Genomic DNA, 26,410 nt, shown 5'->3' with positions numbered 1-26,410 from the left:
TGCGGCCGGGCTCACGGCATGCGCAGGAGCATCGCGCCCCAGCTGAAGCCGCGGCCGATGCCGATCGCCGCGACGAGATCGCCGGAGCGGATCGTCCCGGCGCTCAGGTTCTCCGAGAGGCAGCTCGGGATGGAGACGCTGGAGGTGTTGCCCCGCTGCTGGATGTTGGTGAGGAGCTTCTCGCGCGGGATCCGGAGCTCCCGGCACACCTGGTTGATCATGTTCAGGTTGCCCTGGTGCGGCACGAACCAGTCGACGTCGTCCACCGTCAGGTCGTTGCGCTCCAGGATCTCCCGGCCCACGTGGGTGAGCAGCTTCGGGCCGACCGCGCCGACCTCCCGGCCGCGCATCAGCATCTTGTCGTTCTCGTCGATGTCGAAGGCGTCGAAGTACGAGCCGTCCGCGTGCAGCGCCACGTCCAGCAGCCCGCGCTCCGCGGTGTCCGCCGACCAGACCGCCGCGGCGGCGCCCGCCCCGAACAGCGCCGAGTAGCGGTAGTCGAAGTTCAGGATCGGGCGGGGGTTCTCGGCGCAGACGACCAGCGCGTTGCGCATGCCCAGCGCCGGGAGCATCGCGGCGGCCGTCGCGGTGCCGTACATGAAGCCGGCGCAGGCCACCGAGGTGACGTCGAAGCAGGTGGCGTGGCGCAGCCCGGCCTGCTTCTGCAACGGCAGCGAGATGTCCATGTAGTTGTTGGTGGCGCTGGAGGGGTTGGTGCGCGGGCGGGTCGTCGAGGTCGTGCCGATGACGAGGTCGATGTCGTCGGGTCCCAGACCGGCGGCGCTCAACGCGTCGTCCACCGCCCGGGCCGCCATCTCCACCGCGCGCTCCTTGTCGTCGGCCGGCCAGTGGCGGCTGACGATGCCGGTGTTCTCGCGGATCCAGGCGTCGTCGATGCCCAGCGCGTCGAGCTGCTCGAAGTGCGCGTTGGTGATCGGCTCGCCGGGGAAGTAGTGGCCGATCCCGGCGAGCCGCACGGGGGCGATCGCGGTGGGCGGCAGGGGGCGCAGATGGGCCGTCGCCGGGTCGGGGACGGTCTCGGCGGTGATGGTCATCGGTAGCAGCCTTCCGGGTCCATGGTGCGCAGGAGCGCGAGTTCTTCGGTGGTGACGGCCTTCTCGTCGTTCAGGAACGCGCTGACCCCCGTGGAGCCGTCGGGGAAGTCCCAGCCGGTGAGGTCGCGGACCGCCGCCTCGGGCCCGTCGGGCAGGTCCGCCTCGGTGCGGCCCCGGCCGCGCACCGGCGGCAGCCAGCTCGTCAGCTCGAACGCCGCGCCGGCTCCGGTGCGGGTGAAGCGCCCGAACTGGCTGACCACGTCGCGGACCCGCCGGCCCGGACTGGTCAGGTGCGCCAGCCGCGGTACGTAGCGGCGGGCCGAGGCGACCGCGATCACCACGCAGTCCACGGTGGAGGCGATGTCGTTGGCCCCGCCGGAGCCGGTGATCCAGCGGCCGTCCGGCAGCAGCGTCGTGTTGATGTTGGCGTCCGGGTCGATCTCCGCCGCCGACAGCACGCCCAGGCAGCGGGGGTTGGCGGCGACCGCGCCGCCCAGCGTCTCCGCGACGCCCGCGAGCATCTGCGAACGCTCGGCGTGGCGCTGGCTGAAGAGGAAGACGTCGCCGGGTTCGGGGTCCATCGACTGCAGGCCCAGTTCGGCGGCGACCCGCACGTGGATGCCGTCGTCCGCCAGCAGCCTGGCCGCCAGCCACGCCGCCATGTGCGAGGTGCCGATCCCGGCGAGCAGCGTGTCGTAGCCGCGCTCCCGGACCAGGTCGGCGACGGCGCGGGCACCGAGCACGATGAGCTGCTCCTGCTCGGTGGGAGCGGCGGTCGCGTCCACCGGGGCCTGGGCCCTCCCCGCGGCGGCGGTGCCGTCCGGCGGGGCGGGGAGGACCAGGCCGGTGCGGCGCCGCTCGCCCAGCTTCTCCAGGTACTCGGCGTGGCCCGACACCCCGCCCACCCACTCCTCGTACCAGGCGGCGGCGGTCTCCGGGGTCTTGCAGGCGCCGACGATGCCGGAGAGGAAGTCGTAGTCGTCCAGGTAACCGTCGACTCCGGCGAGACGGCCCGTGCGCAGCGACTGCGGGTGGGCGCCGAGCGGAGCCTCGCACAGGCCGAGGACGCGGGCGGCGGGGACCACCACCCGGTCCGGCATCGCCGCGACCACCTCGTCGTCGACGATCGCCTCCACGGAGGCGAGGACGCCGTCGGTGGCGGCGTACGCGGCCCAGGGGCCCTCGCCCAGCGGGGGACAGGCCACGACGTTGCCCCGGCGGTCCGCGACGACGCCGTGGAAGAGGGCGAAGCGCGGGCGCAGCGGGCTGAGCAGGGCGACGGTGCGCTCCGGGTCCTCCGGGTGCGGCACCAGGTGGAGGCTGCCCTCCTTGCCGTGCCGGAGGTCGGTCTCGGCGAGCATCGAGCCGGTCGTGGCGAACGGCTGGCCGAGCGCCGCGGCCATCAGCCGCTGGGTGTAGCTCAGCAGCGACCACATCTCGATCTCGAACGGCCGGCCCTCGGCCAGTTCGCGGTAGAGGCGGTTGGGGCGCGGCGAGGGGTAGGTGTCCCCGACGAAGCCGGTGATCACCTTGCGCACGGCTCCGGAGAGGGCCAGCGCGTGGGCGCTGGAGTGCACGGCGGTGGTGCTCACGGTCAGGCTCCGGCTGCCGGCGAAGGTCCGGCAGACCGCGTTGAGCAGGGCGTTGGGCCGTGACATCGTTGCCGCCGCGTGCACGTGGTCGCCCTCGCGGACGAAGCGGCGTATCAGGTCGTCGGGGCCGGCGGCCAGGTAGGGGCCGCTCCGGTGGCCGGTGGCGGCGGGGCGTTCGGACGCTGTGGTCATGCGTGCTCCAGGGCCATGACGGAGGTCTGCGAGCCGAAGGCGAAGGACAGCGAGACCGCGAGGTCGAACTCGGCGTCGCGGGGCCCCTCGGCCACGTGGTCGTGGTCGCACTCGGGGTCCGGTGTGCGGTGGTTGGCGGTCGGGGCCAGCCGCTGGTGGTGGAGCATCAGCGAGGTGGCGGCGACGTTGATGATCCCGGCCATGCCGAAGGTGTGGCCGTAGATGGGCTTGTTGGAGCCGTGCGGCGGCAGGCCGGCGTCGTCGTGGTGTGGCAGCAGCCGGCGCAGGGCCCGGCTCTCGGCGAGGTCGTTGTACCGGGTGGCGGTGCCGTGGCCGCAGACGTAGCCGATCTCCTCGGGCTTGCGCCCGGCGTCGTCGAGCACCCCCGCGACGACCGAGGCGGTGACGTCCCCGGTCAGATCCATGCTGGTGGCGTGGTTGGCCTCGTTGAGCGCGCGGTGGCCGAGAATCCGTGCGTAGATGCGTGCGCCGCGCTCGCGGGCGGAGGACTCGCGCTCCAGGCAGAGCGTCATCGCGCCCTCGCCCAGCGCGAATCCGCGCCGGTCGCGGTCGTAGGGGCGGACGGCGGAGGCGGGGTCCTCCTGCTCCGGGGAGAGCACCCCGTCGCCGAGGCCCAGGTAGCAGCGGGCGACCTCCGGGGTGATCGGGAACTCGTGGCCGCCGGCGAGGACCACGTCGGCGCTGCCCGCACGCAGCTCGCGCAGCGCGAGACCGATCGCGTGGTGCCCGCCGACGCAGGCGCTGCTGACGGTGGTGACCAGGCCCTTCGCCCCGACGGCGATGGCGGCCAGCGTGGCCGGGCAGCCGGCGAGGCCGCGGAACATGGCCGTCGCCCTGCCGGCGTACGGGTTCTCGTCCGGGCCCGCCGCCATGGTCTCGGCCCACCAGGACAGCGGGCCGCGGGAGGAGGACTGGACGATGCTCAGCCGCTCCGGGGCGACCTGGCCCCGGGCGATCCCGGCGTCCGCGAGCGCGTCGCCGACGGCCGCCATGGTGGCCAGGATGTCGCGGTTGTACTTCGCGGCGTGCGCCGGATCGAGGTCCGGCAGCCGGGCCGCGGTGTCGAACGCACCGAGCTGCGCGGCCGCGTGGACCGGCAGCCCGGCAGCGGCGAACGCCGGCTTCTCCAGCCGGCTCACCTGTGGGGTTCCGGTGGAGACATGCCTCCAGAAGGCATGGACATCGGGGGTGCCGGGCAGCACGCACCCGATGCCGGTCAGCACGACGGGATCGGAGGGGTCCGGGGAAGGGGCTCGGCTGCTGTCCATGGACCGAAGCTAACTGCCCTTACATGAGCCTCGATATGGCCGTCAAGTACTCATACGCGACTGGTGTGGTGACTCCCAGTACTCGATTTCCGGGCGGATCCGTCAACGCCGTGCGGTGCACGCCCCTGCGCACGACAGCGGCCCGGCGCCTCCGCGAGGGAGGGGCCGGACCGCTTGGGGCGGGCGAGGGCGCGGGCGTGCGGCTCAGGCGTTCTTGACGTCCCGTCGGCCGACCGCGTGCGTACCGGCGGCGACGACCACGACCGAGAGGACCACCAGCAGCGCGACCCCGCCCCACGGAACGCCGTTGACCAGCGGGTCGCTGCCCAGCGCCCACTCCCACGGGGAGATGTTCGACAGCGGCTCCAGGGCGTCGGACATCGGCGCGATGGCGTGCAGCAGATAGCCGACGACCAGCACACCGGCCGCCACGCCCAGTGCGGGACCGCGTCCGAATCCGAATCCGACGACGGCGTAGGCGACCCCGGCGTGCAGCACGGCCAGCAGGCCGACCGTCAGCGTCACGGCCGCGACCCCGCCCCCGGAGACGTCCATGTCGAAGGCGACGACCGAGCCGTACACCGACAGCCAGACCAGGAGGCTGGTGACGGCCAGGCCGAAGGCCACGCAGAGGAAGCGCACCAGGAACACCGTGCGGCGGGCGACCGGCAGCGCCAGCAGCAGTTCGAGCCGTCCGGCCTCCTCGTCGCCGCCGGTCAGGGCGGCGGTCGCGGTCACGGCCATCAGGCCGAGGAGCAGCGGCAGCAGGACCGCGTACAGGTTGCCCTTGAGGTAGCCACTGGCGCTGCTGATCTGGTCGATGCCGAAGGCCGTGGCCACCTCGGGCGAGACGCCGGAGGCGAAGTCCTCCAGGGCGCCGGACTTCTCCATCGAGGGCCAGGCCCCGGCGACGGAGAGGGCGAGCAGGACCAGCGCGGCCGACCAGGCGATCAGGGTGCGCTTCTGGATCTGTACTCCGCGCCGGAAGATCTCCGAGCTGGGCGACGACATGTGTTTCCCTTCCGGCCGGCCCGGGGGAGCGGCCTTGGTGACTGAGACCCGTGGCGGTGGTTCCCGCGGCGGCTACCGCACGGCGGCGCCCGCCGACGGCTCGTCGGCCGCGGCTCCCCGGCCGCCCGGGGCGTCGCTCTGGTAGTACTCCAGGAACGCCTCCTCCAGGTCCGGTTCGGGCGCCGTGAGCGTGGTGATCCGGTGTCCCGCCAGGAGCTTCAGCAGCGGGCCGGGCGATCCGGTCCAGGCCAGGCTGACCTCCTGGCCCCCGGGCCTGCGCCGTTCCACCTCCGACGCCCCGTCCAGCGCGGCCAGCGCGGCGAGCGGGAGGTCCTCGCCCTGCGCGAAGGTGATGTGGAAGCGCTGCGCGGCCCGGCGGCGCAGCTCCTGCGTCGGACCGGACGCGGCGAGTCTGCCGCCCTGGAGCACCGCTACCCGGTCCGCGACCCGCTCGACCTCGGAGAGGATGTGCGAGGAGAGCAGCACGCTCTGCCCGTTGTCCCGGGCCTCCTCGACCGTGCCGAGGAACACCTGCTGCATCAACGGGTCGAGCCCGTTGGTCGGTTCGTCCAGGATCAGCAGTTCCGGCTTGGCCATGAAGGCGCCGACCAGGCCGACCTTGCGGCGGTTGCCCGTGGACAGTCCCCGTACCTTCCGCGACGGGTCGATGCCGAACCGCTGGACCAGCTCGTCCCGGTAGGCGGTGTCGGCCAGCCCCCGCAGCCGCCCCCAGGACGCCAGGGTCTGCCCGATGGTCAGCCGCTCGTCCAGCCGCAGTTCGCCGGGCAGATAGCCGATGCGCCCGCGGACCTCGGGCCGGGCCGGGTCCTGGCCGAGGACCCGGACCGTGCCGGACGTGGGCCGGGAAAGGCCCATGAGCATGCGGATGGTGGTGCTCTTGCCCGCTCCGTTGGGGCCCAGATATCCGTAGACCACGCCCTGGGGGACCGTCAGGTCCAGCCGGCTCAGCGCGGTGAAGTCACCGAACTTCTTGGTGACGTCCGTACATTCGATGAGAGGGGTCACGTCTCTTCTGCTCTCCTCTTGCGCCCACGGCTCGTGCGTCCACGGCCGGCCGGTGTGGCGTCCGGCGGGCGTCGGGGCGGAGGGTGGGGGGTGGGGGGTCGGCATCTGCCGTACGACACGACACGCAGCACATTCACTTCTTACTGAATCTGATCAACAGGCTATCGGGGCGGCTCACGTGCTGCAACGAAGCCCCTGCCCCTGTGGCCCGAAACGTTCAGGTCGTGGCGGCGTCAGGAACGGTGCTCCGAGGGTGGGGCAGGCTCCCGGTTCGCGGCGGAGGCCGCCTGCCACCAGTAGCCGTTCTCCACCCCGAGCGCCGCCGTGCGGTCCAGATGCCCGGAGTCCCGCAACAGCCGGACGCCTGCCTCCAGGAGTGCCGGATCCCCGGCGGCCACCGACGCCGCCAGCGCCTGCGCCTCGGCGAGCGCGCCGCCGTCGCGCACGATGCGCTCCACCGCGCCCAGCCGGGCGAGTTCGTCCGCCCGCAGGCGCTCGCCGGGGATCAGCAGCATCCGGGCGGCCACACCGCGTCCGGCCCGGCGCAGCAGCGAGTGGACCGCGCCGCCGCCGGGGACCGCGCCCACCCCCAGCTCCGGAAGGCCGAACAGCGCACCTTCGCCCGCCACCACCAGGTCGCAGGCCAGGGCCAGTTCGAGGCCGCCCCCGAGCGCGTACCCCTCGACGGCCGCGATCACGGGGAAGGGCGCCTCGTGCAGCGCGGCGAACACCGTGCGGAAGTGGGCCCGTCGCACCGCGCGGCTCGACAGATCGCGCCAGTCGGGTTCACGGGTGTCGGCGCCGCTGGAGAAGGCTCCGCCGGCCCCCGTGAGCACCAGCGCACCCGGCGCCGACCCTCGCCGGCCCGTCAACTCGGTCAATGTCGCCGCCAGTTGGTCCAGCATCGCGGTGGACATCGCATTGCGGCGGTGCGGCCGGCTGAGCGTGAGGGTGACCACCCGCCCGTTCCGCTCGGCGAGCAGCGGGTTCTGCTCCGCTTCGGGCGCCGTCTCGGGCGGGGTCATCCGCAAGGCCTCAGCATCCTGAACAGCTCCTTGCGGCCGGACACGCCCACCTTGTGGAAGACCCGGCTCGCGTAGTTCTTGACGGTCTGCTGGGTGAGGCAGAGCTCCTGGGCGATCTCCTCGTTGGAGCGGCGCCGCAGTAAGAGGCCGAGGATCTCCTCCTCGCGTCCGCTCAGCTTCCATGTGCCGCACACGCCGGTGTCCCGGGCCGGCGGCGGGGGCTCGTCGGCGCCCAGGTGCCAGAAGCTGCGCCCGCTCAGCACATCGTGCAGTCCCTTGACGATGGACTCGGGCGGGCACGACTCGTGCACGAACCCCGCGGCCCCGCCCCTGATGCAGTCCACCACGCTGCGGGGCGCGTTGTTCCTGCTGTAGAGGATGACGCGGGTTCCGCTCCAGTACGCCCGGTTGCCGCGGACCTCCGGCCACTGCTCGTACTCCACGAGCGCCACGTCGGGCCGGCCGCCGGGGAGGGCGTCGACTGCGGTGGGATGGGGGCAGCCGCCCAGCACGGTGACGTTCGGATCGCCCCGGAACAGATCGAGGATCGCCTTGCGTATCAAAGGTGACGAGTGCAGGACGATCAGTCCGCGTCCGCCCGTCTCGGCCATACCAGAACCCCTCGTACTCCAACGGCGCCGGTCGGGCGCCCAGTCGTTCGGCATATTGTGAATGTGGTGAACAGCATTGGCGGGATGACGCCCACCCCGCCGCTGGGAAGTCCGCTCCGGTGCGGTGCCGGGGCGGCGTGGAAGCGGGCCGGTGAGGCTCGCGGGCGCGCGAAGCATTTTCGCGGGATACTGCCGGGTAATCAGGTGGTAAGAAATTCCGGGCCGGCAGTCATTACTGGCGCGTAGAAAGTCTGCACCGGCACGTAGATGGTCTGCGTGGGAATGGGAATCCCTGTGCAAGACGCTTCCGCTCCGCGCGCGGTTCCACTCTCACGGGCCTTTGATTCCAGTTTTCGGTGGGGATGTTAAGGCTCTGTGACATCCTCGGGAACAGTGGGCCCGGCGCGTGTGCGCGGCGGCGTGGCAGGCGCAACCTGCCCGGATCGCGGTGGTCCGGCATGACGACCCGCCTGGTCTCGCGGGTGGAGCCTAACCCTGAGGGGTTATTTGGCTGAGGCACGACTTCCCCCTGGTGGCGCGTTACAGCCCGGTGGCCGATGAAGGCCGCACGGGGCGAACCACTGCGAGAGTTCGGGCCCCGAATCCGGGCCAATAATAACCTCCGGAGCGTCCACTGTCACGCAGCCGATTATTGCCCGGCAGTCAAGAATGCCCGCCAGGAATTGACGCATCCTTTGTTCGGCGTCGCACTTTACGCATGTTATCCGGTATGCAGCGATAGATCTGACATGTCCGCTTTTATCGATGGGATGAGGGTGGCGTGAGGGCGGTGACCCGCGGGGCCTGGGCGGTCGAGCGGACGACGGGAGCGATCAGTGCATCCCGCGCTCCTCGGCGAAGGACCGCCGGCACAGACCGTGGCAGAAGCCGTACAGGACGCCCTCGTACACCAGCGTGGGCGGGGAGTCGGCGAGGTCGACGCTCATGCCGCACACCGGGTCGGTGAGCCGGCCCCGGGTGGGCTGGTGCGCCGGGCGGGAGGGGGCGTCGTCACGGAGCGGGGTGTCGTCACTGGGCGGGGTGTCGTCGTGGGGCGGGGCGGTGTCACGGTAGGGACGGGAGAGGAGTTCCATGAGGTCCAGACTGCTCACGGCCCTGCCGTGGACGCCGATGCTGCCTTCGGAGATGCCGTCGATCAGGACGACGGCGTCGGGTTCCCGCCGTACCCGCTCCGGGTCGCGGCCGGCGGCCCGCTCGGTCTCGGCCAGGGCACCGGTGACGATCTCGACGGTGTCGCTGCTCATCTCCTTGCGCCACGATGCCGGTACGGTGACCCGTACCACGTAGTGGGGCGGGTCCGCGGGGTCCGTCCTCGGGCGCCGGCCCAGGACCCAGGTGGCCGGTTCGTGCACGAGCACCTGCGTGAGCGTGCGCTGGGCGTCGAGGACCTCGGCGGCGTGACTGTCGTCCTCGGTCAAGAGCGTGTCGATGAGCCGTTGGGCCAGGGCCTGCCGTTCCTTGTCGCTCAGGGCGTTCTTGGGTACGAAGACGTCGATCAGCAGCATGCGGGACTCCTGCCGTGCGGATGGATTCGGGGCGTACCGGTCAATATGCCCGGTACGGGGGCGGGCGCCCATCCGTCGCCGGCAGGGTTCGCCGCCTACTGCGGGCGGAGCAGGCGGTGAGGACTCCTGCCGCGGGAGTGCCAGGGCCCTGCCCGGGACCTGCGAGGTCCGATCGGGCCCGGACGCGCCGGCCCGGCCGGCCTCACGTCTGGCCGACACGGCACCCCGGACGTTCTAGCCGCCCGGCGGGGCGATCCGGCGCAGGGCGAGGAGGGTGGCGTCGTCCGAGCGATGAGGTCCGTCGAGACGCGCGACGAGGTGTTCGGCGTAGTCGTGGAGCCCGTCGGGGCCGGGGCCGGGGGGTGCGGTCCGCAGGGCGGCTCGGGCGGCGTCGAGGAAGCGCAGCGTGTCCCGGTCCGGGTCACTGCCGCGGCGTTCGGTGAGGCCGTCCGAGTACATGAGGAGGATGTCGCCGACCCTGAGCCGGACGACTTCGGCGGTGTAGGTCGCGCCGGGCAGGACGCCGAGGGGCAGTCCCGGTCCGTCGGCGGGGGAGGGCAGGGACTCGGCACGTCCGTCGCGCACCAGTACGGGCTCGGGATGTCCGGCGGATGCCCAGCGCAGCAGCGACCGTTCCGGGTCGTAGTCGGCGATGACGGCCGTGGCGGTGGACTCGGCGCCGTCCGCGCAGGCCGTCTCGTTGAGCCAGCGGGTCAACTGCTCGACGGGCTGCTCGGTGTAGGCGAGGCCTGCCAGCGCGTAGCGCAGCTTCGCCATGAGAGTGACGGCGGCCAGTCCATGCCCCCTGGCGTCGCCGAGTGCGACGAGAATCCGGCCGTCGGGCAGTTTGCGGGCCTTGTACCAGTCGCCTCCCACTCCGGCCTCGCGGGCGTCGGGGCGGTACACGGCTGCGGCCTGGAGACCGTAGGCGGCCAGCTCGTCGTGGAAGGCGGGCAGCACCGCTTCGCGCAGGGCCTCAGCGACGTCCCCGAGCGTCTTGGCGTGCCGGCGCTGCCGGCGCGCTTCCTGCGCGGCGCGCTCGGCCGCCTCACGGCGCCGGTGGTCGGCGGTGACGTCGGTGAGCACCGCGCGTACCGCCCAGACCAGGCCGCCGGGAGCGATCCGCACCGGCTCGGCCGTCATGCGGGTGATCCGGTCGAGCACCCGGGTGAGGCGGAGCGAGCAGATGGCCGTCTGCTTGCGCAGGATGACCTCGTACAGCATGTCGTAGTAGCCCGGCAGGCTGTCGCCGGTCAGGGCACCGGCCAGGTCGGCGAGGCCGGGCACCGGGGCGTCCGCTGTCAGACCGAGTACCTGCCGGAACCCTCGGGAGGGCTCGATGCCGTCGTCGCCCAGGTTCCATTCGGCCCAGCACGTGCGCACCAGGTGCTGGGCGGCGGCGGCCATGTGCCGGCGGTGGCCGGGCTCCCAGGTGAGCAGCAGCTGGTCGGCGCAGGGGCTGACGCTGACCTCGGCGATGAGCCTCACCGGACCGACGCCGTCGTCGGCCGCCCACTCGATCGCCACAGGGCCCTGCGGTGCGCGATGCCGGTGTGCGCGGTCGATCATCTCGTGAACCGGCGTCCGGCGCAGTGACGGGAACCGTTCGTACAGCGATCCTGAGCACAGGGCCGTCGAACCGGCGGGGAGCCGCTCGGTCGCGTAGGAGCCGGCTGCCGCGTTCCGGCGCGTGCACCAGGCATCGACGACCTCGCCGTCGTCACCCAGCACGGGAGCCAGCAACAGGGCGGGCACCGCGAGAGCCTCCAGCACGTCCTGTCCCGACGGCTCCGACGGCTCCGACGGCACCGATTGTCCCGATGGCTCCGATGTCCGTGTGATCACCGGAGCCCGTGGCCGAGGGCGCTCGGCGACGACGTCGGGGAACTTCTGGGCGTAGGCCCGGATGCGCCGTCGCTGTGCGTGCAGGAGCTCCCTGATCGCCCCGAGCTCCAGGCGGGCCCGGGGGTCGAGCTCCGAATGGTGATCATCCATGGGGCGGTGGCCTCCAGCGATGCGCGGCGAGGCGGTGCCCGAACAATTCTGGGCGCCGGGGAAGGGGCGGGCCACCGGGGACATGCCGTGCGCGGGGCCGGCGGGCCGGTCCGGCCGGGGAAAGGACCGGCACCCGTCGGCGCCTGTTTGCCGGACGCCCGTCAGGAAAACCGGTCAGGGACACATCGCCTCGCTCGGTCGAGGCGGTCCGCCGCTGCCGACACGAGCGGCGAGCCGGAGCCGGCGGCACGGAGTCCCCGACCCCGGCGGGCGAGCGGATCACCGACCCCGTCGCAACGGGAGTCCTTCGCCGGAAACCCATGGAGGGAGCATCCCCATGAAGGCTGTCGTGTGGCACGGACCGGGGGACATCCGCCTGGACGACGTGCCGGAACCGACGATCAAGGATCCGTACGACGCGATCGTGCGCATCACCACGTCCGCCGTCTGCGGCACCGACCTGCATTTCGTCCGCGGCACCATGCCGGGCCTGCAAGAGGGCCGGATCCTCGGTCACGAGGCCGTCGGGGTGGTGGAGGAAGCCGGTCCCGGCGTGCGCAACCTCCGGCCGGGGGACCGGGTGGTGGTGCCGTCGACGGTGGCATGCGGAACATGCAGTTACTGCCGTGCGGGGTACTACGCGCAGTGCGACAACGCCAACCCCGGCGGGCGCCGGGCGGGCACCGTGTTCTTCGGCGGGCCGGAGGCGGCGGGCGGCCTGGACGGTCTGCAGGCCGAGTACGCCCGCGTTCCCTTCGCGCACGTCGGTCTCGTACCGCTGCCGGACACCGTCGACGACGCTCAGGCGATCCTGCTCTCGGACATCTTTCCCACCGCGTGGTTCGGCGCCCGGCTGGCCGAGATCGGCGAGGGCGACACCGTCGCCGTCGTGGGGGCCGGCCCGGTGGGACAGGCCGCCATCGCCTGTGCCCGGCTCCAGGGGGCCGGGCGGATCCTCGTCGTCGACGGCGTGGCCGACCGGCTCGATGTGGCCCGCAGCCAGCACGCCGAGACGGTCGACTTCAATGCCGAGGATCCGGTCGAGGCGGTGCTCGAGCTGACCGGCGGGATCGGTGTCGACCGCGTCGTCGACGCGGTGGGTGTGGACGCCCAGCGGCCGCAGCGCGGCCCCGCCGCCGACGCGGTGCGGGAGCAGGCCGGCCAGTTCGACCACGAAGTCGAGGAGGCGGCCCCCGAGCGGAACCCGGACGGCGACACCTGGGTCCCCGGTGACGCGCCGTCGCTGGCCGCCCGGTGGTCGGTACAGATGGTGGCCAAGGCGGGCACCGTCGGCACGGTCGGCGTCTATCCGCCGCAGGTGCAGCACTATCCGTTCGGTGAGGCTTTCATGAAGAACCTCACCCTGAGGTCCGGCAACTGCAACCACCGCCGCTACGTGCCGACTCTCGTGTCGCTGGTCGGCGCCGGGACCTTGGATCCCACGCCGCTGGTCACGCGCTGGGGCGACGCCGAGAACGCCGTCGAGGCGTACCGGCGCTTCGACCGGCGGGACGCGGGCTGGACCAAGGTGGTCCTGGGAGTGACGGACGAAGGAGCGGTGGCCCCCGGGCTCGGCGAGGCCGCCGGCACCGGCGCCGCCACCACCGCCGGATCACCGGGACCGACGGCGGACGAGGCCACGGCCACGGAGGCCGGCGGGCCGTGACAGCGAAGGCCGGCGAGCGGGCGCAGCAGACCGGGGACTTCCCCTGCGCCCATCACAGCGAAAAGGTCCACGTTCCGTGATCTGACTCACAGTCCACTCCGTCCTGTCACAGCCGCCGATGGCGCGGTGACTTATGGCCGAGCACCGGGAATCGGAGGAGGCACCATGACGGGGAACACGCGTGTGGTCGTGATCGGTGGCGGATACGCGGGCGTGATGGCCGCGAACCGGCTGACGCAGCGCGACGACGTGACCGTGACGCTGATCAATCCGCGCCCGGACCTCGTCCACCGGGTCCGACTGCACCAGCTGGTGGGCGGGTCCGACGACGCGGTCGTCGCCTACCGGGACGTCCTGGCCGAGCGCGTCCGGCTGGTGGTCGACACGGTCACCCGGATCGACCCGGCCGGGCGCGGCGTGGAGCTCGCGGTCGGCGGCACGCTCGGCTACGACTACCTGATCTACGCCGTGGGCAGCGGCAGCGCGGAACCGGCCGTGCCCGGAGCAGCTGAGTTCGCCTACCCGCTCGCCACCCTGGAGGAGGCCCAGCGGTTGCGTGCCGTCCTCGACTCGACGCCCGCGACCGCCCCCGTGACGGTGGTCGGCGCCGGGCCCACCGGCATCGAGACGGCCGCCGAGCTGGCGGAGACCGGCCGTCGGGTGACCTTGGTCTGCGGCGGCGTCCTCGGCCCGTACCTGCACACCCGGGGCCGGCGCTCGGTCGCCGAGCGGCTGGCCGAGCTCGGTGTGAGGGTGATCGACGGCCCCGGCGCGAAGGTGACCGTGGTCTCCCGCGACACCGTGCGGCTCGCGAACGGCCGTGAGCTGCCGAGCCGGGTGACCGTCTGGACCGTCGGCTTCGGTGTGCCCGGCCTGGCCGCGCGCAGCGGGCTGAGCACCGACGCCGTGGGCTGCCTGCTCACGGACGAGACGCTGACGAGCGTGGACGACGACCGGATCCTCGGGGCCGGGGACTCGGCGGCGCCGTCGAACCAGCCGCTGCGGATGAGCTGCCTGAACGCCACCCCGCTGGGCGCGCGGGCCGCCGACACCGTGCTCAGCCGGCTCGCGGGCGAGCAGCCGAAGACCATCCACCAGGGGTTCTACGCCCAGTGCATCAGCCTGGGCCGCAGCGCCGGCATCTACCAGTTCGCCAACCGATCGGACGTCGCGGTGTGGCTGCACATCGACGAAGGCATGGGCGCCAGGATCAAGGAGATGGTCTGCACGGCCATCCCCGGGCACCTGTCCAAGGAGGCGCACAAGCCTGGTTCGTTCCGCCTGCACCGCGCGCCGGGCGGCGCCGCCAAGCGCCGGAAGCTGCTGCATGCCGACGGCGCCCACCAGGCCGAGGCGCAGGCCGCCCCTGACCGCGCGGCCTGACCGGTACCCAGGAGTGGGCTTCGAGCCGGATCAGGCCGTCGCGGCGGTCGGCGACTCGCCGGCCCGCGATGCCGTCGCGTGCTCGTCGTGGTGACCGCTCTGCGCACCGAGGCGGATAGGCCCGACGGTCACTCGGGAGCGCCTCGGGTGTCGTCGTCGCTCTGGTGGCCGCGGCGGGCGTCGCGGTCGAAGATGCCGAGGATCTCGCACGGTCCGCCGCCGGCGCCGATCGCGTGCGGCATCATCGTCGGGAACTCGGCGGCCTGGTTGGTCTCCAGCCGGAAGCGGCGGTGACCGAGCATGAGGATCGCGGTGCCGGACAGGACGACGAGCCATTCGCGCCCCGGGTGGGCGCGCATGCGCGCCGGGTTCTCCGGGGGCGGTTCGGTCATGCGCTGGCGCACCACGCTCATCCCGGGGTCGGCCTTGACGGCCCAGCGCATCCGGCCGTGGGTGTTGTCGATGGTCGGGCTGGTGACGACGTCGTCGGTGGCGGTCTCCACGAGCTGATCGAGCGTGGTGTCCAGAGCGCGGGCGAGGGCGACCAGCTGGTCCAGCGCCAGCCGGCGCTTGCCGTTCTCGATGCGGCTCAGCGAGGACTGACTGAGGTGGGCGCGGGAGGCCAGTTCCTCCAGGGACCAGCCCTGTGCGACCCGCAGGGCGCGGATGCGTTTGCGTACGAGGCTGTCCAGATCTCCATCTTCTTGCGTCATGGGCAACAGTCTATGACGCATACGCATACCGGGCTTAGCGTCGTGTGCAGATGGTCCGCAGGTCCCGGGCCGGCGCACAGGGCCACGCCCCCGCCTGTCGGCGTCCGGCGCGGCACCGGCCGCCGCACGCCCCGACGTGTGCGCCGCCCCGGGCCCCGCCCGCCCCCGCCACCCCGCGACCGGTCACGCTCCGGCGCTGATCCGGCATGCCGTTTCGAGAGGAATCCATGAGTACCGACCAGCTTGCACCGGGCGCCCCGGCCGACGGCCGGGGCGCCCCCGACGCGCGTCAACTGCGCGCGGTCCTGATCACCGTCTCCGTCGCCCTGATGGCGGTCATCGCCTCGGTGACCGGGCTGAACGTCGCGCAGACCCACATGGCCGTGGAGTTCGGCGCCTCCCAGGGCACGATCCTGTGGATCATCAACATCTACACCCTCGCCCTGGCCGCGCTGCTGCTGCCGCTCGGCGCCCTGGGCGACCGAGTGGGCCGCAAGCCCGTGCTCGTCGCCGGACTGGGGGTCTTCGGCGCCGCCACCGTGGTCGCGGGCCTGGCTCCGACGGCCGAAGTGATGCTCGCCGCCCGCGTGGCCGCCGGCATCGGCGCCGCCACGATCATGCCGATCACGCTCGCCGTCATCACCTCCACCTTTCCCGAAGAGCAGCGCGGCAAGGCGATCGGCGTGTGGACCGGCATCGCCGGAGGCGGCGGCATCCTGGGCATGTTCCTCTCCGCGCTCCTCGTCGACGTCGCCGACTGGCGCCTGCTGTTCGCCCTGCCCTCGGTCCTGGCGCTCGCGGCCCTGGCCATGACGCCGAAGTCGGTTCCCAACTCCCGCGAGGCCCCGGCCCATCGATTCGACACCGTCGGCGCGCTGGTCTCCGTCATCGCCGTGGTCGGCCTCATCTTCGTCCTTCAGGAAGGCCCCGAACGCGGCTGGGCCGCGCCCGCGACACTGGCCGGCCTGACCATCGGCCTGATCGCCACGGCCGGGTTCGTGGCATGGGAGCTGCACCGCCGCGAAGCCTCCCTGCTGGACGTGCGGCTCTTCCGGGAACGGGGCCTGTCGGGCGGCGCGATCACGTTGCTGGTGGTCTTCGGCGTCCAGGCGGGCATCGGCGTGGTCCTGTTCCCGTTCTTCCAGGCCGTACTCGGTTGGTCGGGCCTGCTGTCCACGGTCGCGATGATGCCCATGGCCCTCGCGATGATGACGGCCTCCGGCCTGGCCCCCAAGCTGGCCGCGGGCATCGGCGCACGCTCGACCATGGTCGTGGGCATCGCACTGGCCGGCGTCGGCATGGCCCTCATGGCGCTGTTTCTCTCCGTCAGCGGCGGCTACCCCTCCCTCCTGCCCGGACTGCTCGCCATGGGCGTGGGCATGGGCCTGTCGATGACCCCCTCCACGGCGGCCATCACAGGCTCCCTGCCGCGCGAGAAGCAGGGTGTGGCCTCCGCCCTCAACGACGTCACCCGCGAATTCGGCACCGCACTCGGCATCGCCCTGCTCGGCGCCCTCGTGTCCGCCGGCTACCGCAGCGCCATCGAGGACGAGCTGCACGGCATCCCCCGGGCCGCCGCGGACACCGCCCGCGAGGGCGTCGCCCACGCGGTGGAGGTGGCGGGCAGCACCGGACCGCACGCACCGGACGTGCTCCACGCGGCCCAGCAGTCCTTCGTCGACGGCTGGCAGCAGGCCATGTGGGCCGGCGCCGCCATCATGGCCGCCCTGTGCGTCTACATAGCCCTGCGCGGCCCCGGGAACACTGCCTCCGCGACGGCGGACGAGACAGACCTCGCTGAGGCCGCGTCCGTCGGCTGACCGCACACGAGCCGGGTCACAGCCGGGAGGAGAGAGCGGTCGGCAGGACGTAGCCGAGCGCGCCGTCCGCGACGGCCGCACGGGCCGCAGCCAGGACGGCCGGGGCCGCCGCCAGGTCCACGCCGGCCTCGGCGATGCGGGCCGGGGCGGTGATGCGCAGCAGATTCAGCCTCGCCTCGATCTGGTCGATCATCCGCAGCAGCGCCGGATCGTGGCGCTCGGTGGTCACGGTACGCAGCCCCGCGCCGTCCAGAACGGCGGCGTACTCCTCCACCGGGCGGGCGTCGGCGACGCACGCGATCCGCGCGGCCAGGCCGGTCAGCTCGGCCGGAAGCCGATCACGGTCGGCGGTGACGTCGGTGATGCCGACCCGGCCGCCGGGCGCGAGGACGCGGGCGAACTCTGCCGCGGCCCGGGCCTTGTCGGGGAAGGTGCACAGGGCGCACTCGCACACCACCGCGTCGAACACGCCGTCCGGGTAGGGCAGGTGCTCGGCGTCACCGGTGGTGAACACGGCTCGGTCCGAGAGCCCGGCGGCCTGGGCCGCGCCCTGGGCGAGGGCGGTGCCGGCGGGGGAGTAGTCCAGGCCGTCCACCCGCACCCGGTGGGCGTCGGCGAGGAGGAGGGCGGTGGTGCCCCGGCCGGAGGCCACGTCCAGGACCCGGGCGCCCGGGGGGAGCGCGAGGCGGTCGGCGAGGCGGCGGGTCAGGGCGGTGCCGCCGGGGTGGTAGGAGTCCCCGAGCAGCAGCGCGACCACGTCCTTGGAGTAGGCGTCGGCGCAGCAGGCTTTGACCTCGTCACTGTTCACCCTGTCCGCCTTTCGCCGCCTTGGAGCCGTACGGAGTCGTGGTGAGCCGGCCCGCGAGGGGCAGCGCGTTCGGCGCGACGCCGGCGACGGGCACGCCGGACATCTCGGCGCGGACCTGCTCGCGGTAGCCGACGGAGTTGTAGGCGCAGAACGGGATGAGCCGTCCGTCGGGGGTGATCTCCTCGACGCAGCACTTCATCAGCTGCTTGACGTTGAGGGTGTAGGGGTCCTGGAAGTCCTGCACGACGATCATGAACGCCTTGTCGTCGAGGTCCTTCACCGCCTGGGGCAGGTCGATGCCGCAGGCGTCGGCGCAGTCCAGGGCTTCGGCGGTCGCGCGCAACTTCTCCTCGGTCGTCGCCGTGCCCATGAACGCGGACGCGGACCAGAGCTTCTCCAGGGCCTCGCGGATACCGTCGTCCGGCATGACGCGGTTGGTGACGTAGTCGAGGTGGTCCTCCACGTTCAGCAGCCGCGGGATGGGAACGACGGTGCGGTCGCCGGGCTCGCCGCCGACGAGGAGGTAGGTGATGGAGCGGCAGGTGGGGAAGCAGCAGGGGACGGGGAAGAAGTCACCTCTCCGGAACCAGCCGGGTCGTTGCTCGTCGATGAGGCGGATGACGTCGGGGTTGGTGAGCCGGTTCAGCGGATCGAACTCCACGTGCCGGCCCGAGTGGGTGACCGGCTGGAACGCCACCGACCGGACGGCGGGGTGATCGATGCCGTACTCGACGATCGCCCCCAGCTCGTGCTCGTTCAGGCCCCGCTCGACCGCGGCGACCAGGGTGGCGGTCAGCCCTGCCTCGGCGCAGTTGTCCAGGGCCGCTGCTTGAACGTCCGCAGGTCCCTGCCGCGGATCTCCAGGTGGGTGCGCTCGTCGAAGCCGGCGAACTGGAGGTAGACGTTCGCGGAGCGGCCGGGGACCTCGTTGCGCTTGCCGAGTTCGGCGACGAAGTTCCTGTCCGTGGCGAGCCGGATGCCGTTGGTGTTGAGGTTGACGTTCCTGATCGGGCGGGCCTGGGCGAGGTCGATGAAGTCCAGGATGTGCTGGTGGATGGTGGGCTCGCCGCCGGAGAACATCACCACCTCCGCCTCACCCTCGGAGGCGACGAAGGCGTCCAGCATCCGTGCGCACTGCCCGTGCGTGATGGAGTAGCCGTCCGGTTGGTGGCCGGAGTCGGCGAAGCAGATCGGGCAGTCCAGGTTGCAGCCGGTGTTGACCTCGATGATCCCCAGACAGGCGTGCTGCTTGTGCTCCGGACACAGCCCGCAGTCGCTCGGGCAGCCGTCCCTCACCTCGGTCTGGAACGTGAGCGGGATGGTGCCGGGCTTGTTGAAGCGGGCCGAGGCCAGGTACTCCTCGGCGTCCCCGTACACCAGGGCCTCGAACTCCCCGTGGTCGCGGCAGCGTTTGCGCAGGTACACCTTGCTCTCGCGGATGTTGACCTGGGCGTCGACCGGTGCCTTGCACAGCGGGCAGATCGACTTGGTGAACTCCACGAACACCTCGTCCCGGTCCACCTTGCGCCTCGGCGTCGGGGTCTGGGCCATCTCGGCACTCCTCTCGAAGGGGACGTGGCGGTGCGGATCGTCGTCACGGTGGCGCGGGCTCAGGTTCGTGACGGACGGGCAGCGGCCCTCCGGGGCGGCGGAAACGGTGAGCGCGCTCGCCGGACCGGCCGCGGAGATCACCCGCCCGCCGCCTGCGCGCGGCGCTCGGCCTCGGCCTTGACCGCGGCGAGCGAGGCGGCGACCCTGGTCTCCCAGCGGGCGGCCACCGCGGAGCCCCACCACTGCCCCGGCCGCCAGAAGTCGGTGCCCAGCTGTCCCTCGTACACCAGCCGTGTCCCCGCCGTGGTCTCGTCCAGGAGGAAGGACTCGGTCACGTGCGGCACCGGTCCGCGCACCAGGCGGAAGTCGACGCGCTCGGGCCGGGTGAAACGGACCGTCTCCACCGTCACCGCCCGCAGCCGCCCGCCGGCGACCGGTGTGGAGTGCTCGGCCAGCACCATGTCGCTGCCGCGCTCCAGCACGCGCAGCTTCTCGCGCACCGCCCGCGGGGCGCGGCCCAGGTACGGCCCGGCCACCACGTCGAACACCGTCTCCCGGGGCGCCGCGATGTCGACGGTCTGCGGATCAGCCCGCGGGTACGTCGCCCCACGCCCACGTCGACCGGGACCGCGCCGGTCACCAGCCCCAGGTAGGCGGCTGCCAGCGAGCCGCCAACGCCGGCGGCCCGGGCCGCGGCGCGCATGCCGCGGGCGCTCACCGGCTCTCCTGCGGAGCCGCTTCCTCGACCACCACGACGATCTGCTCGGCCTCCGCGGGGACGGTGCCGTTCCCCATGGCCTCGATGTCCATGTTCTCCAGGATCGCGCACATCGGCCTCGCAGAGGCCGGCTCCGGCGCCGATCCGCCGCTGAGTGAGGGCGGCCAGGTGGGCGCCGACGGTGGCGTTCCACGCCAGGCGCGCGTGCGCGGCGTGGACGGTCTCGGTGACGGTCTTGGGTTCGTGGTGGGGGAGGCGGGCCGTGAGGCGCTCGATGACGCGGTCGAGGGAGTGCTCGCTGACCACTGCGGCGCGCGCAGAGCCGGAGTGAACGGTGACCCCCGTCGTAGACTCGGTGTCCGATATCGGTTTCGTCACTGCCCTGTGGGCGGGGAGGTGGGGCACGGGTGCGGGGGTTCCAGCGGGGTGCGGTGCGGCTGCACATCCTTCATCACGCGGCCGAGGAGGAGATCCACGGCGCGTGGATGACCGAGGAGCTGGCCTCGCACGGCTACCGGATCAGCCCCGGCACGCTGTATCCGACGCTGCACCGGCTGGAGGCGGACGGACTGCTGACCTCGGAGCAGCGCGTCGTCGACGGCCGTACCCGGCGCGTCTACAAGGCGACCGAGGCCGGGAAGAGGGCCCTGGCCGAGGACCGCAAGGCGCTCAAGGAGCTGGCCCGGGAGGTTCTCGGCGACGACGCCCCGTAGAGCCGCTCGGTGATCCCCGGGTTCCGCGAGGCAGAGGGGCACCGGCGGCTTCACGCCTCCGTGGAGCGGGCGTGTCGTAGGGGTTGGCCGTGTCAGCCGCCGAGGGTTCTGCCGGCGGACGTGTCGAGCCGGCCGAGCCAGGTCGGCACCAGCGGGGCGGTGCTCGCCCGATCGGGTGACCGGGCGGACCGCAGGGGTGGTCAGCTTCGCGTGGCGAACCGGCGGCGGACGCCGTACCAGGCGGCGCCGGCGGCCAGCACCGCGGCACCGGAGATCACCGACGACACGGGCAGTGCGAAGGCCAGCGCCAGGCAGCCCGCCAGCCCGACGACCGGAATGCCCCGGGCCGGGCGGCCCTCCCCGGGGGCGAGGGTCCAGGCGGAGGCGTTGGCGACCGCGTAGTAGACCAGGACGCCGAAGGAGGAGAACCCGATCGCCCCGCGCAGATCCCCCGTCGCGGCGGCCACGGCCACCACGGCGCCGACCACCAGCTCGGCGCGGTGCGGCACCTGGAACCTCGGGTGGACGGCGGCCAGGGCGTGCGGCAGGTGCCGGTCACGGGCCATGGCCAGGGTGGTGCGCGAGACGCCGAGGATCAGGGCGAGCAGGGAACCGAGCGCGGCGACGGCCGCACCGACGCGGACGACGGGGACCAGCCAGTCGGCGCCCGCCGCCCGCGCGGCGTCCGACAGCGGCGCCGCCGCCTCGGCCAGCCCGTCCGGGCCCAGCACCGTCAGGACGGAGACGGCGACCACGGCGTAGACGACGAGGGTGATGCCCAGCGCGATCGGGATCGCCCGCGGGACGGTGCGGGCCGGGTCGCGGACCTCCTCGCCCAGGGTGGCGATGCGCGCGTATCCGGCGAACGCGAAGAACAGCAGCCCGGCCGCTTGGAGCACCCCGCCGAAGGAGGCGTCCGAGCCGACGTCCAGTCGGGCCGCGTCCGCCCCGTCGGAGGTGAGGGCGGCGACCACCACGGCGGCGAGCACCGCCAGGACGACCGCCACGACGATCCGGGTGAGCAGTGCGGACTTCTGCACCCCGGTGTAGTTCACCGCGGTCAGCGCCACCACCGCCGCGACGGCGACCGCGTGCGCCTGACCGGGCCACACGTACGAGCCGACGGTGAGCGCCATCGCCGCGCAGGAGGCCGTCTTGCCGACCACGAACGCCCAGCCCGCCAGGTGGCCCCAGAACTCCCCGAGCCGCTCACGGCCGTACACGTACGTGCCGCCGGAGGCGGGGTAGCGAGCCGCGAGCCGCGCCGAGGAGGTGGCGTTGCAGTAGGCGACCACCGCGGCCAGGGCCAGGCCGATCAGCAGCCCGGAGCCGGCCGCGTGCGCGGCCGGGGCGAGCGCGGCGAAGATCCCGGCGCCGATCATCGAGCCCAGACCGATCACGACGGCGTCGGGCACCCCCAGCGTCCGCCGCAACTCCTCCGGGACGCCGCCGGCGGTCGATGGCTTGCTCATGGGCACACTCCTCAGCGGCACACGGCCGCACACCTTACGGCCTCCGATATCGGAAGACGATATATGAGGCCGGAGCAGCGCCCACGGCCCGACCCCTGGCGGGAACTCGCCTCCCAGCCCTCGTCGCCCGGCCTCTTTGCGCCGATCCGGGCGGTTGGCCGGCGCGGCCCGTCTCCTCCTCGCGCCGTGGGGTCCATGCCGGGCGACGGCAGAGACGGCTTCCGCCCCCGCTCGTGCGCTTGGCGGCAGCCTCGTTCGGGTATCTGGTCATCCGCAACTCGGCGCGGCAATGCGGGTGTTGGTTCTCTGGAGGTGGCCCATTCATGCTCAATGAGCCGGGAGTGGATCTGACCCGGGTGTTCAGGTCGATGCTCGCGCCGGGGCGGGCCATAGAAGCCTACGAGCGGGGTGACTACCTGGCTGCCGCTCGCTCGTTCGAGTCCGCTGCGCAGGCGAGCCCGGAGGCGGAGGGGACGGCTTGCTGTTACGCGTTGGCGGCCCGCTGCTGGGTGCGGTGCGGGAAGAAGGACAGGGCTGTCCGGGCCCTGCGGACGGCGAACAGGGTGGCGCGGGCACTCCCCTGGGACGGCCTGCCCTCGGCCATCGTGTTCATGTACGCGGTCGACGGCGACGACGAGACCCTTCCGATCCGAAGCCTGCACGGCCGCTCACGGCTGACGGCGGACGAACGGCGCCTCGCCTACGAGGCCGTGGGGGAGGCCGGCCACCACGATTTCGGACCCCGCGCCACGGCCAACCTGGCCGTGCTGGAGCACCAGAGGGGGAACACGGCGACCGCCCTGCGCCTCCTGGAGCAGGTGCGGGCCGGAACGTCCCGCACGGCTCGCGTACAGGCCACGTACAACCTGGGCGCCATCGCGGAAGAGCAGGGCGACCGTACCCGCGCCCGGCACCACTACTGGCGTGCCGCATGGTCCCGGGGCAACCGCACGTTCTCGCGGCTCGCCCGCCGGAAGCTGTTCTTCAGCGCCTGAAACAGAGGTGACATCGCTTTGTCCACCGAGATCCTCGCTGTGCTCGCCGGAGTGGGCGGCACTCTGCTCACGGTCGGGGCGACCTGGTTGATCTCCCGTACGGGGCAGCGTTCTCCTCGGGAACATCTCGAACTCGCCGATGTGCACGCCGGATGCGGCGGGCGGGCGGTGGACCCGGCGGAACTCGACGTCAAGCTGCGCAACCGAGGCGGCCAGCCCACGATCATCAAACGCATGACCCTGGAGGTCCTGTGGTCGGCCAGGTTCCCGGTACTGGACGTCCTGTTGCCGTACACCGACGCCTCGGGGCCCGCGATGCTCTCCCCGTCGGCCGAGTACGAGGTCACACTCCCGGACCCGGGCCGGGAGGCAGAGCCCCTCGTCACCCACATCTCACACGAGGTGGGCCCGCTGCAATCCGATCGCTTCAAGGTCATCCTGCGTGCCGAGACCTGCCCGTCCCGGGGGCGGCCCTCCGAGCACCCGGGTGAGACGTTCGCCTATCTGCTCCGCCTCACACTGACCCGAGACGGTGCGGACAAGCAGACGACGTCGAAGCCCGTCGCGGTGGCCTGCCCCGGCAACGCGGTCCATGTCCCCCGTGTCGAGGAGCTGATGGAGCAGATCCACGGGTTCCACAGCGCGTGCGACAGCCTCCGCGACACCATCGACGACGAACTGCGGGGCCGGGGCCGCGCCGTGCCCGACTGGTCCGCGGGCGCCGCACGTCGCGACGAGCTGCCGCCCGACCTCGACGTCTGGAGCCGCTACCGCGTCAACGACGACTTCTGGGATCCGCGCTCCGCCGTCGCCGAGTACATGGCGGAGGCCGAACGGATCTGCCGCCGCATCATCACCGAGGTGAGCCGCATCCCCCGAGGTGTCGACAAGGACGGGCTGGACAGGCTGGTCGACCGGGCGAACGAGACGCTGAACGAACTGCCGGCGCTTGCCGAAGAGCTGAGGGGGCGCGAACTGCCCCGCCCGTGAGGTTCGACGTCCGAAGAGTGATCCCTATGGGTCACAGTGCCGGGATGCCGTCGGGGTCGAAGGTGTCGGGCGTGGCTGAGGGGGCTGCCGGTTGCCGGCATCGGTGGGCCGGTGGTCGGACGGTGGCGAACGGCGCCCCGGCCCGCACCCGATCCAGCAGTGCCCGAAGGCGCCGCACCACTCGGGGGCGGGGCGCCGTGGCAGGAGCGTCTCGTCGGGGGCCAGGGAGACGGGGACGCCCCGCGTCCGCCACCCTGCGCCGCACGAGTCGTCGTGGGCCGCCGTTCACCTGTGTGGCGCGCACGGGGTAGTGCCCGCACCGGCGGCGGGCGAGGGTGGCACTGGCTGTGTCCGCGGTGCCGCCGGGGCAGCGGTGCCGTCAGCGAGGGAGGGCGACATGCCTCACACCTGCGGATCCAGGCCCGCCGAGCCGGGCATCACCGAGGCCGACCGGGCCGCGCTGCGGCGGTTCCCCTTCGACGACGAGCAGGACCTCGAAGACGCCCGGCGGGGGTGGCGGCAGGGCCGGCTCTGTTCCGAGCACGGCCTGTTCGAAGTGACCGAGGGTATCTACCAGGTGCGCGGCTTCGACCTGTCGAACATGACGATCGTCGAGGGCGCCCGCGGCGTCCTCGCCCCGGCGGGACACCTCGAGCACGCCGTCAGCGAGAACGTCTACGCGGGGACGGCCATGAGCCGCCGCGCCGCCTGCATGTACGGCGCGGCGCTCCTGCTCGGCGCCGCCCCGGGCGACCCGGCGGCCAGGGACGGCGTCGAGATCGCAGGTGATGCCGGCAGACTCACCGAGCTGCTCGGTCACCTCGGTGAGCCGGACCCGGACTTCGCGATCGTCACGCCGTGAGCCCGCGCCAGGTGCTGAGGGGGACGCATGTTCCATCCCGGGACGCTGATCCTGATCATGACGGCCGCCGTGCTCGCGCCGCTCCTCGCGGAGGGGACGGCGCGGCGGTTCCCCATCCCGCTCGTCATCTTCGAGATCGGCCTCGGCATCGTCATCGGTCCCGGCGTCCTCGGCTGGGCCCATGCCGATCAGGTCACCGACACACTGTCCGACCTGGGCCTGGCCATGCTGATCTTCCTGGCCGGGTACGAGATCGAGTTCGCCGCCGTCCGCGGCCCCACCCTCCGCCGTGCCGCGGGGGCCTGGCTGATCTCCCTCGGTCTCGGCATCGGACTCGGGTTCCTGATCGGCGGCGGGGGGACGTATCAGGCGCTGGTCGTCGGCACCGCCCTGACCAGTACGGCGCTGGGCACGGTGCTGCCGATCCTGCGGGACGGGGGAGAGCTGCGCGGCCGCTTCGGAACGGTGGTGTCGGCGTTCGGCGCCGTCGGCGAGTTCGGGCCCATCGTCGCCATCGCGCTGCTGCTCAGCGGACGCAAGCCGGCCGAGTCGGCTGCGTTGCTGATCGCGTTCGCGGTGATCACCGCGGGTGCCGTGTGGTGGGCGGTGCGGCCCCGGCCACCCTGGTTCTCCCGGCTGATCGACACGACGCTGCACAGCAGTGGCCAGTTCGCGATCCGCTTCGTCATGCTGCTGCTCGTCGGCATGCTGGCCCTGGCCGAGGCGTTCGGACTCGACATCCTCCTCGGGGCCTTCGCCGCCGGGGTCCTCACCCGGCTCGTGCTGCGCGGAGCCTCGCCCGCCCACGGCGACGAGGTCTTCGGCAAGGTGGAGGCGCTCGGGTTCGGCTTCCTGGTGCCGCTCTTCTACGTCGTCACCGGCATCGAGTTCGACCTCGACGCCCTGCTGCACGGCGGTCGGGCACTCGCCCTGCTGCCGGTGTTCCTGTTGCTGTTCCTGCTGGTGCGGGGCGGGCCGGTGTATCTGCTGGCGCCGCGCGGGCTCGGCCCCGGCGGCCGGCCCGCGCTCGCTCTCTTCGCCTCCACCTGTCTGCCGCTGGTGGTGGCGATCACGACGATCGGCGTCGACCAGAAGGTCCTCGGCACCGACGAGGCGGCCGCGCTGGTCGGCGCGGCGATGCTCTCCGTGCTCGTGCTGCCGCTGCCGGCGATGAGGCTGCGGGCCGGTGGCGGGCCCGCCGGGCCGGCGCCGCTCTCCACGACGGAGTCGGAAGCCTGGTGACGGCGCCGCCCGGTCATCCACGGCCGAGGCAGCCGTGCGGCCGCCCCCGGCCATCTCCAGCACCGTAGCGTAATCGATTCCGCCGTGCGAGAGGGTCGCCTGCATTTCGTGCACAGCTTGATAAAAGTGCAGGTCAGTAGGCAATGTCCAGCCTG

Annotated in this window: 24 protein-coding genes and 1 pseudogene; 8 read left to right on the top strand and 17 right to left on the bottom strand. The window is 72.6% G+C overall.

The annotated features are described in order from the left end of the window. Positions 1–11: 11 nt before the first annotated feature. From ACZ45Q_RS26365 to ACZ45Q_RS26325, 9 genes are all read right to left on the bottom strand, one after another. Complete coding sequence (locus ACZ45Q_RS26365; RefSeq protein WP_468265697.1) at positions 12–1,055, bottom strand: ketoacyl-ACP synthase III; 1,044 nt, start codon at positions 1,053–1,055, stop codon at positions 12–14. After that, positions 1,052–2,839 carry a CoA-transferase gene (locus tag ACZ45Q_RS26360; protein WP_468265695.1) on the bottom strand — a complete coding sequence of 596 codons (1,788 nt, stop codon included), beginning with the start codon at positions 2,837–2,839 and terminating at the stop codon, positions 1,052–1,054. The genes ACZ45Q_RS26365 and ACZ45Q_RS26360 overlap by 4 nt, the downstream gene beginning before the upstream one ends. Then, on the bottom strand, positions 2,836–4,128 hold the full coding sequence (locus tag ACZ45Q_RS26355; RefSeq protein WP_468265693.1) for a beta-ketoacyl-[acyl-carrier-protein] synthase family protein: 1,293 nt from the start codon (positions 4,126–4,128) through the stop codon (positions 2,836–2,838). The genes ACZ45Q_RS26360 and ACZ45Q_RS26355 overlap by 4 nt, the downstream gene beginning before the upstream one ends. Before the next feature lie 204 nt (positions 4,129–4,332). After that, positions 4,333–5,139 carry an ABC transporter permease subunit gene (locus tag ACZ45Q_RS26350; RefSeq protein WP_468265691.1) on the bottom strand — a complete coding sequence of 269 codons (807 nt, stop codon included), beginning with the start codon at positions 5,137–5,139 and terminating at the stop codon, positions 4,333–4,335. A 72-nt stretch (positions 5,140–5,211) separates the two neighbouring features. Continuing rightward, positions 5,212–6,165 carry an ABC transporter ATP-binding protein gene (locus ACZ45Q_RS26345; protein ID WP_468265689.1) on the bottom strand — a complete coding sequence of 318 codons (954 nt, stop codon included), beginning with the start codon at positions 6,163–6,165 and terminating at the stop codon, positions 5,212–5,214. 233 nt (positions 6,166–6,398) lie between these two features. Further along, entirely contained in the window at positions 6,399–7,190 is a 792-nt protein-coding gene (locus tag ACZ45Q_RS26340) for an enoyl-CoA hydratase/isomerase family protein (protein WP_468265795.1), read from the bottom strand. Beyond that, positions 7,187–7,801 carry a helix-turn-helix transcriptional regulator gene (locus ACZ45Q_RS26335; protein ID WP_468265687.1) on the bottom strand — a complete coding sequence of 205 codons (615 nt, stop codon included), beginning with the start codon at positions 7,799–7,801 and terminating at the stop codon, positions 7,187–7,189. The genes ACZ45Q_RS26340 and ACZ45Q_RS26335 overlap by 4 nt, the downstream gene beginning before the upstream one ends. A gap of 833 nt (positions 7,802–8,634) precedes the next feature. Next, entirely contained in the window at positions 8,635–9,327 is a 693-nt protein-coding gene (locus tag ACZ45Q_RS26330) for a hypothetical protein (RefSeq protein ID WP_468265685.1), read from the bottom strand. Between the two features lie 234 nt (positions 9,328–9,561). Continuing rightward, positions 9,562–11,100, bottom strand: a complete 1,539-nt coding sequence (locus ACZ45Q_RS26325; protein ID WP_468265683.1) for a PP2C family protein-serine/threonine phosphatase — start codon at positions 11,098–11,100, stop codon at positions 9,562–9,564. Positions 11,101–11,659: 559 nt separating this feature from the next. On the opposite strand from ACZ45Q_RS26325, the gene ACZ45Q_RS26320 reads away from it, so the two are divergent. Then, positions 11,660–12,988 (top strand): zinc-dependent alcohol dehydrogenase, encoded by a 1,329-nt coding sequence (locus ACZ45Q_RS26320; protein ID WP_468265681.1) that lies wholly within the window; start codon positions 11,660–11,662, stop codon positions 12,986–12,988. A 165-nt stretch (positions 12,989–13,153) separates the two neighbouring features. Beyond that, on the top strand, positions 13,154–14,371 hold the full coding sequence (locus ACZ45Q_RS26315; protein WP_468265679.1) for an NAD(P)/FAD-dependent oxidoreductase: 1,218 nt from the start codon (positions 13,154–13,156) through the stop codon (positions 14,369–14,371). A gap of 128 nt (positions 14,372–14,499) precedes the next feature. On the opposite strand, the gene ACZ45Q_RS26310 is transcribed toward ACZ45Q_RS26315, so the two are convergent. Continuing rightward, complete coding sequence (locus ACZ45Q_RS26310) at positions 14,500–15,084, bottom strand: helix-turn-helix domain-containing protein (RefSeq protein ID WP_468265677.1); 585 nt, start codon at positions 15,082–15,084, stop codon at positions 14,500–14,502. Positions 15,085–15,311: 227 nt separating this feature from the next. On the opposite strand from ACZ45Q_RS26310, the gene ACZ45Q_RS26305 reads away from it, so the two are divergent. Further along, positions 15,312–16,904: an MFS transporter gene (locus ACZ45Q_RS26305; RefSeq protein ID WP_468265675.1), complete on the top strand. Its 1,593-nt coding sequence runs from the start codon at positions 15,312–15,314 to the stop codon at positions 16,902–16,904. A 16-nt stretch (positions 16,905–16,920) separates the two neighbouring features. Here the strand turns inward: ACZ45Q_RS26305 and ACZ45Q_RS26300 are convergent, their stop codons facing one another. The 5 genes and pseudogenes from ACZ45Q_RS26300 to ACZ45Q_RS26280 form a co-directional block, all read right to left on the bottom strand. Continuing rightward, positions 16,921–17,712, bottom strand: coding sequence for a class I SAM-dependent methyltransferase (locus ACZ45Q_RS26300; RefSeq protein WP_468265674.1), 792 nt, complete (start codon positions 17,710–17,712; stop codon positions 16,921–16,923). Then, positions 17,702–18,409, bottom strand: coding sequence for a hypothetical protein (locus ACZ45Q_RS26295; RefSeq protein ID WP_468265673.1), 708 nt, complete (start codon positions 18,407–18,409; stop codon positions 17,702–17,704). The genes ACZ45Q_RS26300 and ACZ45Q_RS26295 overlap by 11 nt, the downstream gene beginning before the upstream one ends. 95 nt (positions 18,410–18,504) lie before the next feature. After that, entirely contained in the window at positions 18,505–19,263 is a 759-nt protein-coding gene (locus ACZ45Q_RS26290) for a radical SAM protein (protein ID WP_468265671.1), read from the bottom strand. Between the two features lie 137 nt (positions 19,264–19,400). Next, positions 19,401–19,811 carry an SRPBCC family protein gene (locus tag ACZ45Q_RS26285; protein ID WP_468265801.1) on the bottom strand — a complete coding sequence of 137 codons (411 nt, stop codon included), beginning with the start codon at positions 19,809–19,811 and terminating at the stop codon, positions 19,401–19,403. A 326-nt stretch (positions 19,812–20,137) separates the two neighbouring features. After that, positions 20,138–20,287: pseudogene (locus ACZ45Q_RS26280) on the bottom strand (three-helix bundle dimerization domain-containing protein); the annotation flags it as partial. Between the two features lie 101 nt (positions 20,288–20,388). Between ACZ45Q_RS26280 and ACZ45Q_RS26275 the strand changes: the two are divergent. Further along, positions 20,389–20,694, top strand: a complete 306-nt coding sequence (locus tag ACZ45Q_RS26275) for an Rv3488 family transcriptional regulator (protein WP_468265669.1) — start codon at positions 20,389–20,391, stop codon at positions 20,692–20,694. 200 nt (positions 20,695–20,894) lie between these two features. Here the strand turns inward: ACZ45Q_RS26275 and ACZ45Q_RS26270 are convergent, their stop codons facing one another. Further along, positions 20,895–22,166 carry an APC family permease gene (locus ACZ45Q_RS26270; RefSeq protein WP_468265667.1) on the bottom strand — a complete coding sequence of 424 codons (1,272 nt, stop codon included), beginning with the start codon at positions 22,164–22,166 and terminating at the stop codon, positions 20,895–20,897. Between the two features lie 484 nt (positions 22,167–22,650). Then, positions 22,651–22,779, bottom strand: a complete 129-nt coding sequence (locus tag ACZ45Q_RS26265; protein ID WP_468265665.1) for a hypothetical protein — start codon at positions 22,777–22,779, stop codon at positions 22,651–22,653. On the opposite strand from ACZ45Q_RS26265, the gene ACZ45Q_RS26260 reads away from it, so the two are divergent. The 4 genes from ACZ45Q_RS26260 (at position 22,778) to ACZ45Q_RS26245 (ending at position 26,255) form a co-directional block, all read left to right on the top strand. Continuing rightward, positions 22,778–23,161, top strand: coding sequence for a hypothetical protein (locus ACZ45Q_RS26260; RefSeq protein ID WP_468265663.1), 384 nt, complete (start codon positions 22,778–22,780; stop codon positions 23,159–23,161). The two genes, ACZ45Q_RS26265 and ACZ45Q_RS26260, sit on opposite strands and share 2 nt — an antisense overlap. Positions 23,162–23,179: 18 nt before the next feature. Then, positions 23,180–24,151, top strand: a complete 972-nt coding sequence (locus ACZ45Q_RS26255) for a hypothetical protein (protein WP_468265661.1) — start codon at positions 23,180–23,182, stop codon at positions 24,149–24,151. A gap of 397 nt (positions 24,152–24,548) precedes the next feature. Then, complete coding sequence (locus ACZ45Q_RS26250) at positions 24,549–25,013, top strand: alkyl sulfatase C-terminal domain-containing protein (protein ID WP_468265659.1); 465 nt, start codon at positions 24,549–24,551, stop codon at positions 25,011–25,013. A gap of 27 nt (positions 25,014–25,040) precedes the next feature. After that, on the top strand, positions 25,041–26,255 hold the full coding sequence (locus tag ACZ45Q_RS26245) for a cation:proton antiporter (protein WP_468265657.1): 1,215 nt from the start codon (positions 25,041–25,043) through the stop codon (positions 26,253–26,255). Positions 26,256–26,410 lie beyond the last annotated feature (155 nt).

The sequence above is a fragment of the Streptomyces sp. NPDC031049 genome, assembly GCF_055571015.1.
This window is presented reverse-complemented; position numbering and strand designations above follow the sequence as displayed.

What these genes read in the sequence shown, in the direction of transcription:
- ACZ45Q_RS26365 (WP_468265697.1), bottom strand. Translation starts at nt 1,055, where the DNA reads ATGACCATCACCGCCGAGACCGTCCCCGACCCGGCGACGGCCCATCTG.
- ACZ45Q_RS26360 (WP_468265695.1), bottom strand. Translation starts at nt 2,839, where the DNA reads ATGACCACAGCGTCCGAACGCCCCGCCGCCACCGGCCACCGGAGCGGC.
- ACZ45Q_RS26355 (WP_468265693.1), bottom strand. Translation starts at nt 4,128, where the DNA reads ATGGACAGCAGCCGAGCCCCTTCCCCGGACCCCTCCGATCCCGTCGTG.
- ACZ45Q_RS26350 (WP_468265691.1), bottom strand. Translation starts at nt 5,139, where the DNA reads ATGTCGTCGCCCAGCTCGGAGATCTTCCGGCGCGGAGTACAGATCCAG.
- ACZ45Q_RS26340 (WP_468265795.1), bottom strand. Translation starts at nt 7,190, where the DNA reads ATGACCCCGCCCGAGACGGCGCCCGAAGCGGAGCAGAACCCGCTGCTC.
- ACZ45Q_RS26335 (WP_468265687.1), bottom strand. Translation starts at nt 7,801, where the DNA reads ATGGCCGAGACGGGCGGACGCGGACTGATCGTCCTGCACTCGTCACCT.
- ACZ45Q_RS26330 (WP_468265685.1), bottom strand. Translation starts at nt 9,327, where the DNA reads ATGCTGCTGATCGACGTCTTCGTACCCAAGAACGCCCTGAGCGACAAG.
- ACZ45Q_RS26320 (WP_468265681.1), top strand. Translation starts at nt 11,660, where the DNA reads ATGAAGGCTGTCGTGTGGCACGGACCGGGGGACATCCGCCTGGACGAC.
- ACZ45Q_RS26315 (WP_468265679.1), top strand. Translation starts at nt 13,154, where the DNA reads ATGACGGGGAACACGCGTGTGGTCGTGATCGGTGGCGGATACGCGGGC.
- ACZ45Q_RS26310 (WP_468265677.1), bottom strand. Translation starts at nt 15,084, where the DNA reads ATGACGCAAGAAGATGGAGATCTGGACAGCCTCGTACGCAAACGCATC.
- ACZ45Q_RS26305 (WP_468265675.1), top strand. Translation starts at nt 15,312, where the DNA reads ATGAGTACCGACCAGCTTGCACCGGGCGCCCCGGCCGACGGCCGGGGC.
- ACZ45Q_RS26290 (WP_468265671.1), bottom strand. Translation starts at nt 19,263, where the DNA reads ATGGCCCAGACCCCGACGCCGAGGCGCAAGGTGGACCGGGACGAGGTG.
- ACZ45Q_RS26270 (WP_468265667.1), bottom strand. Translation starts at nt 22,166, where the DNA reads ATGAGCAAGCCATCGACCGCCGGCGGCGTCCCGGAGGAGTTGCGGCGG.
- ACZ45Q_RS26260 (WP_468265663.1), top strand. Translation starts at nt 22,778, where the DNA reads ATGTACGCGGTCGACGGCGACGACGAGACCCTTCCGATCCGAAGCCTG.
- ACZ45Q_RS26265 (WP_468265665.1), bottom strand. Translation starts at nt 22,779, where the DNA reads ATGAACACGATGGCCGAGGGCAGGCCGTCCCAGGGGAGTGCCCGCGCC.
- ACZ45Q_RS26250 (WP_468265659.1), top strand. Translation starts at nt 24,549, where the DNA reads ATGCCTCACACCTGCGGATCCAGGCCCGCCGAGCCGGGCATCACCGAG.
- ACZ45Q_RS26245 (WP_468265657.1), top strand. Translation starts at nt 25,041, where the DNA reads ATGTTCCATCCCGGGACGCTGATCCTGATCATGACGGCCGCCGTGCTC.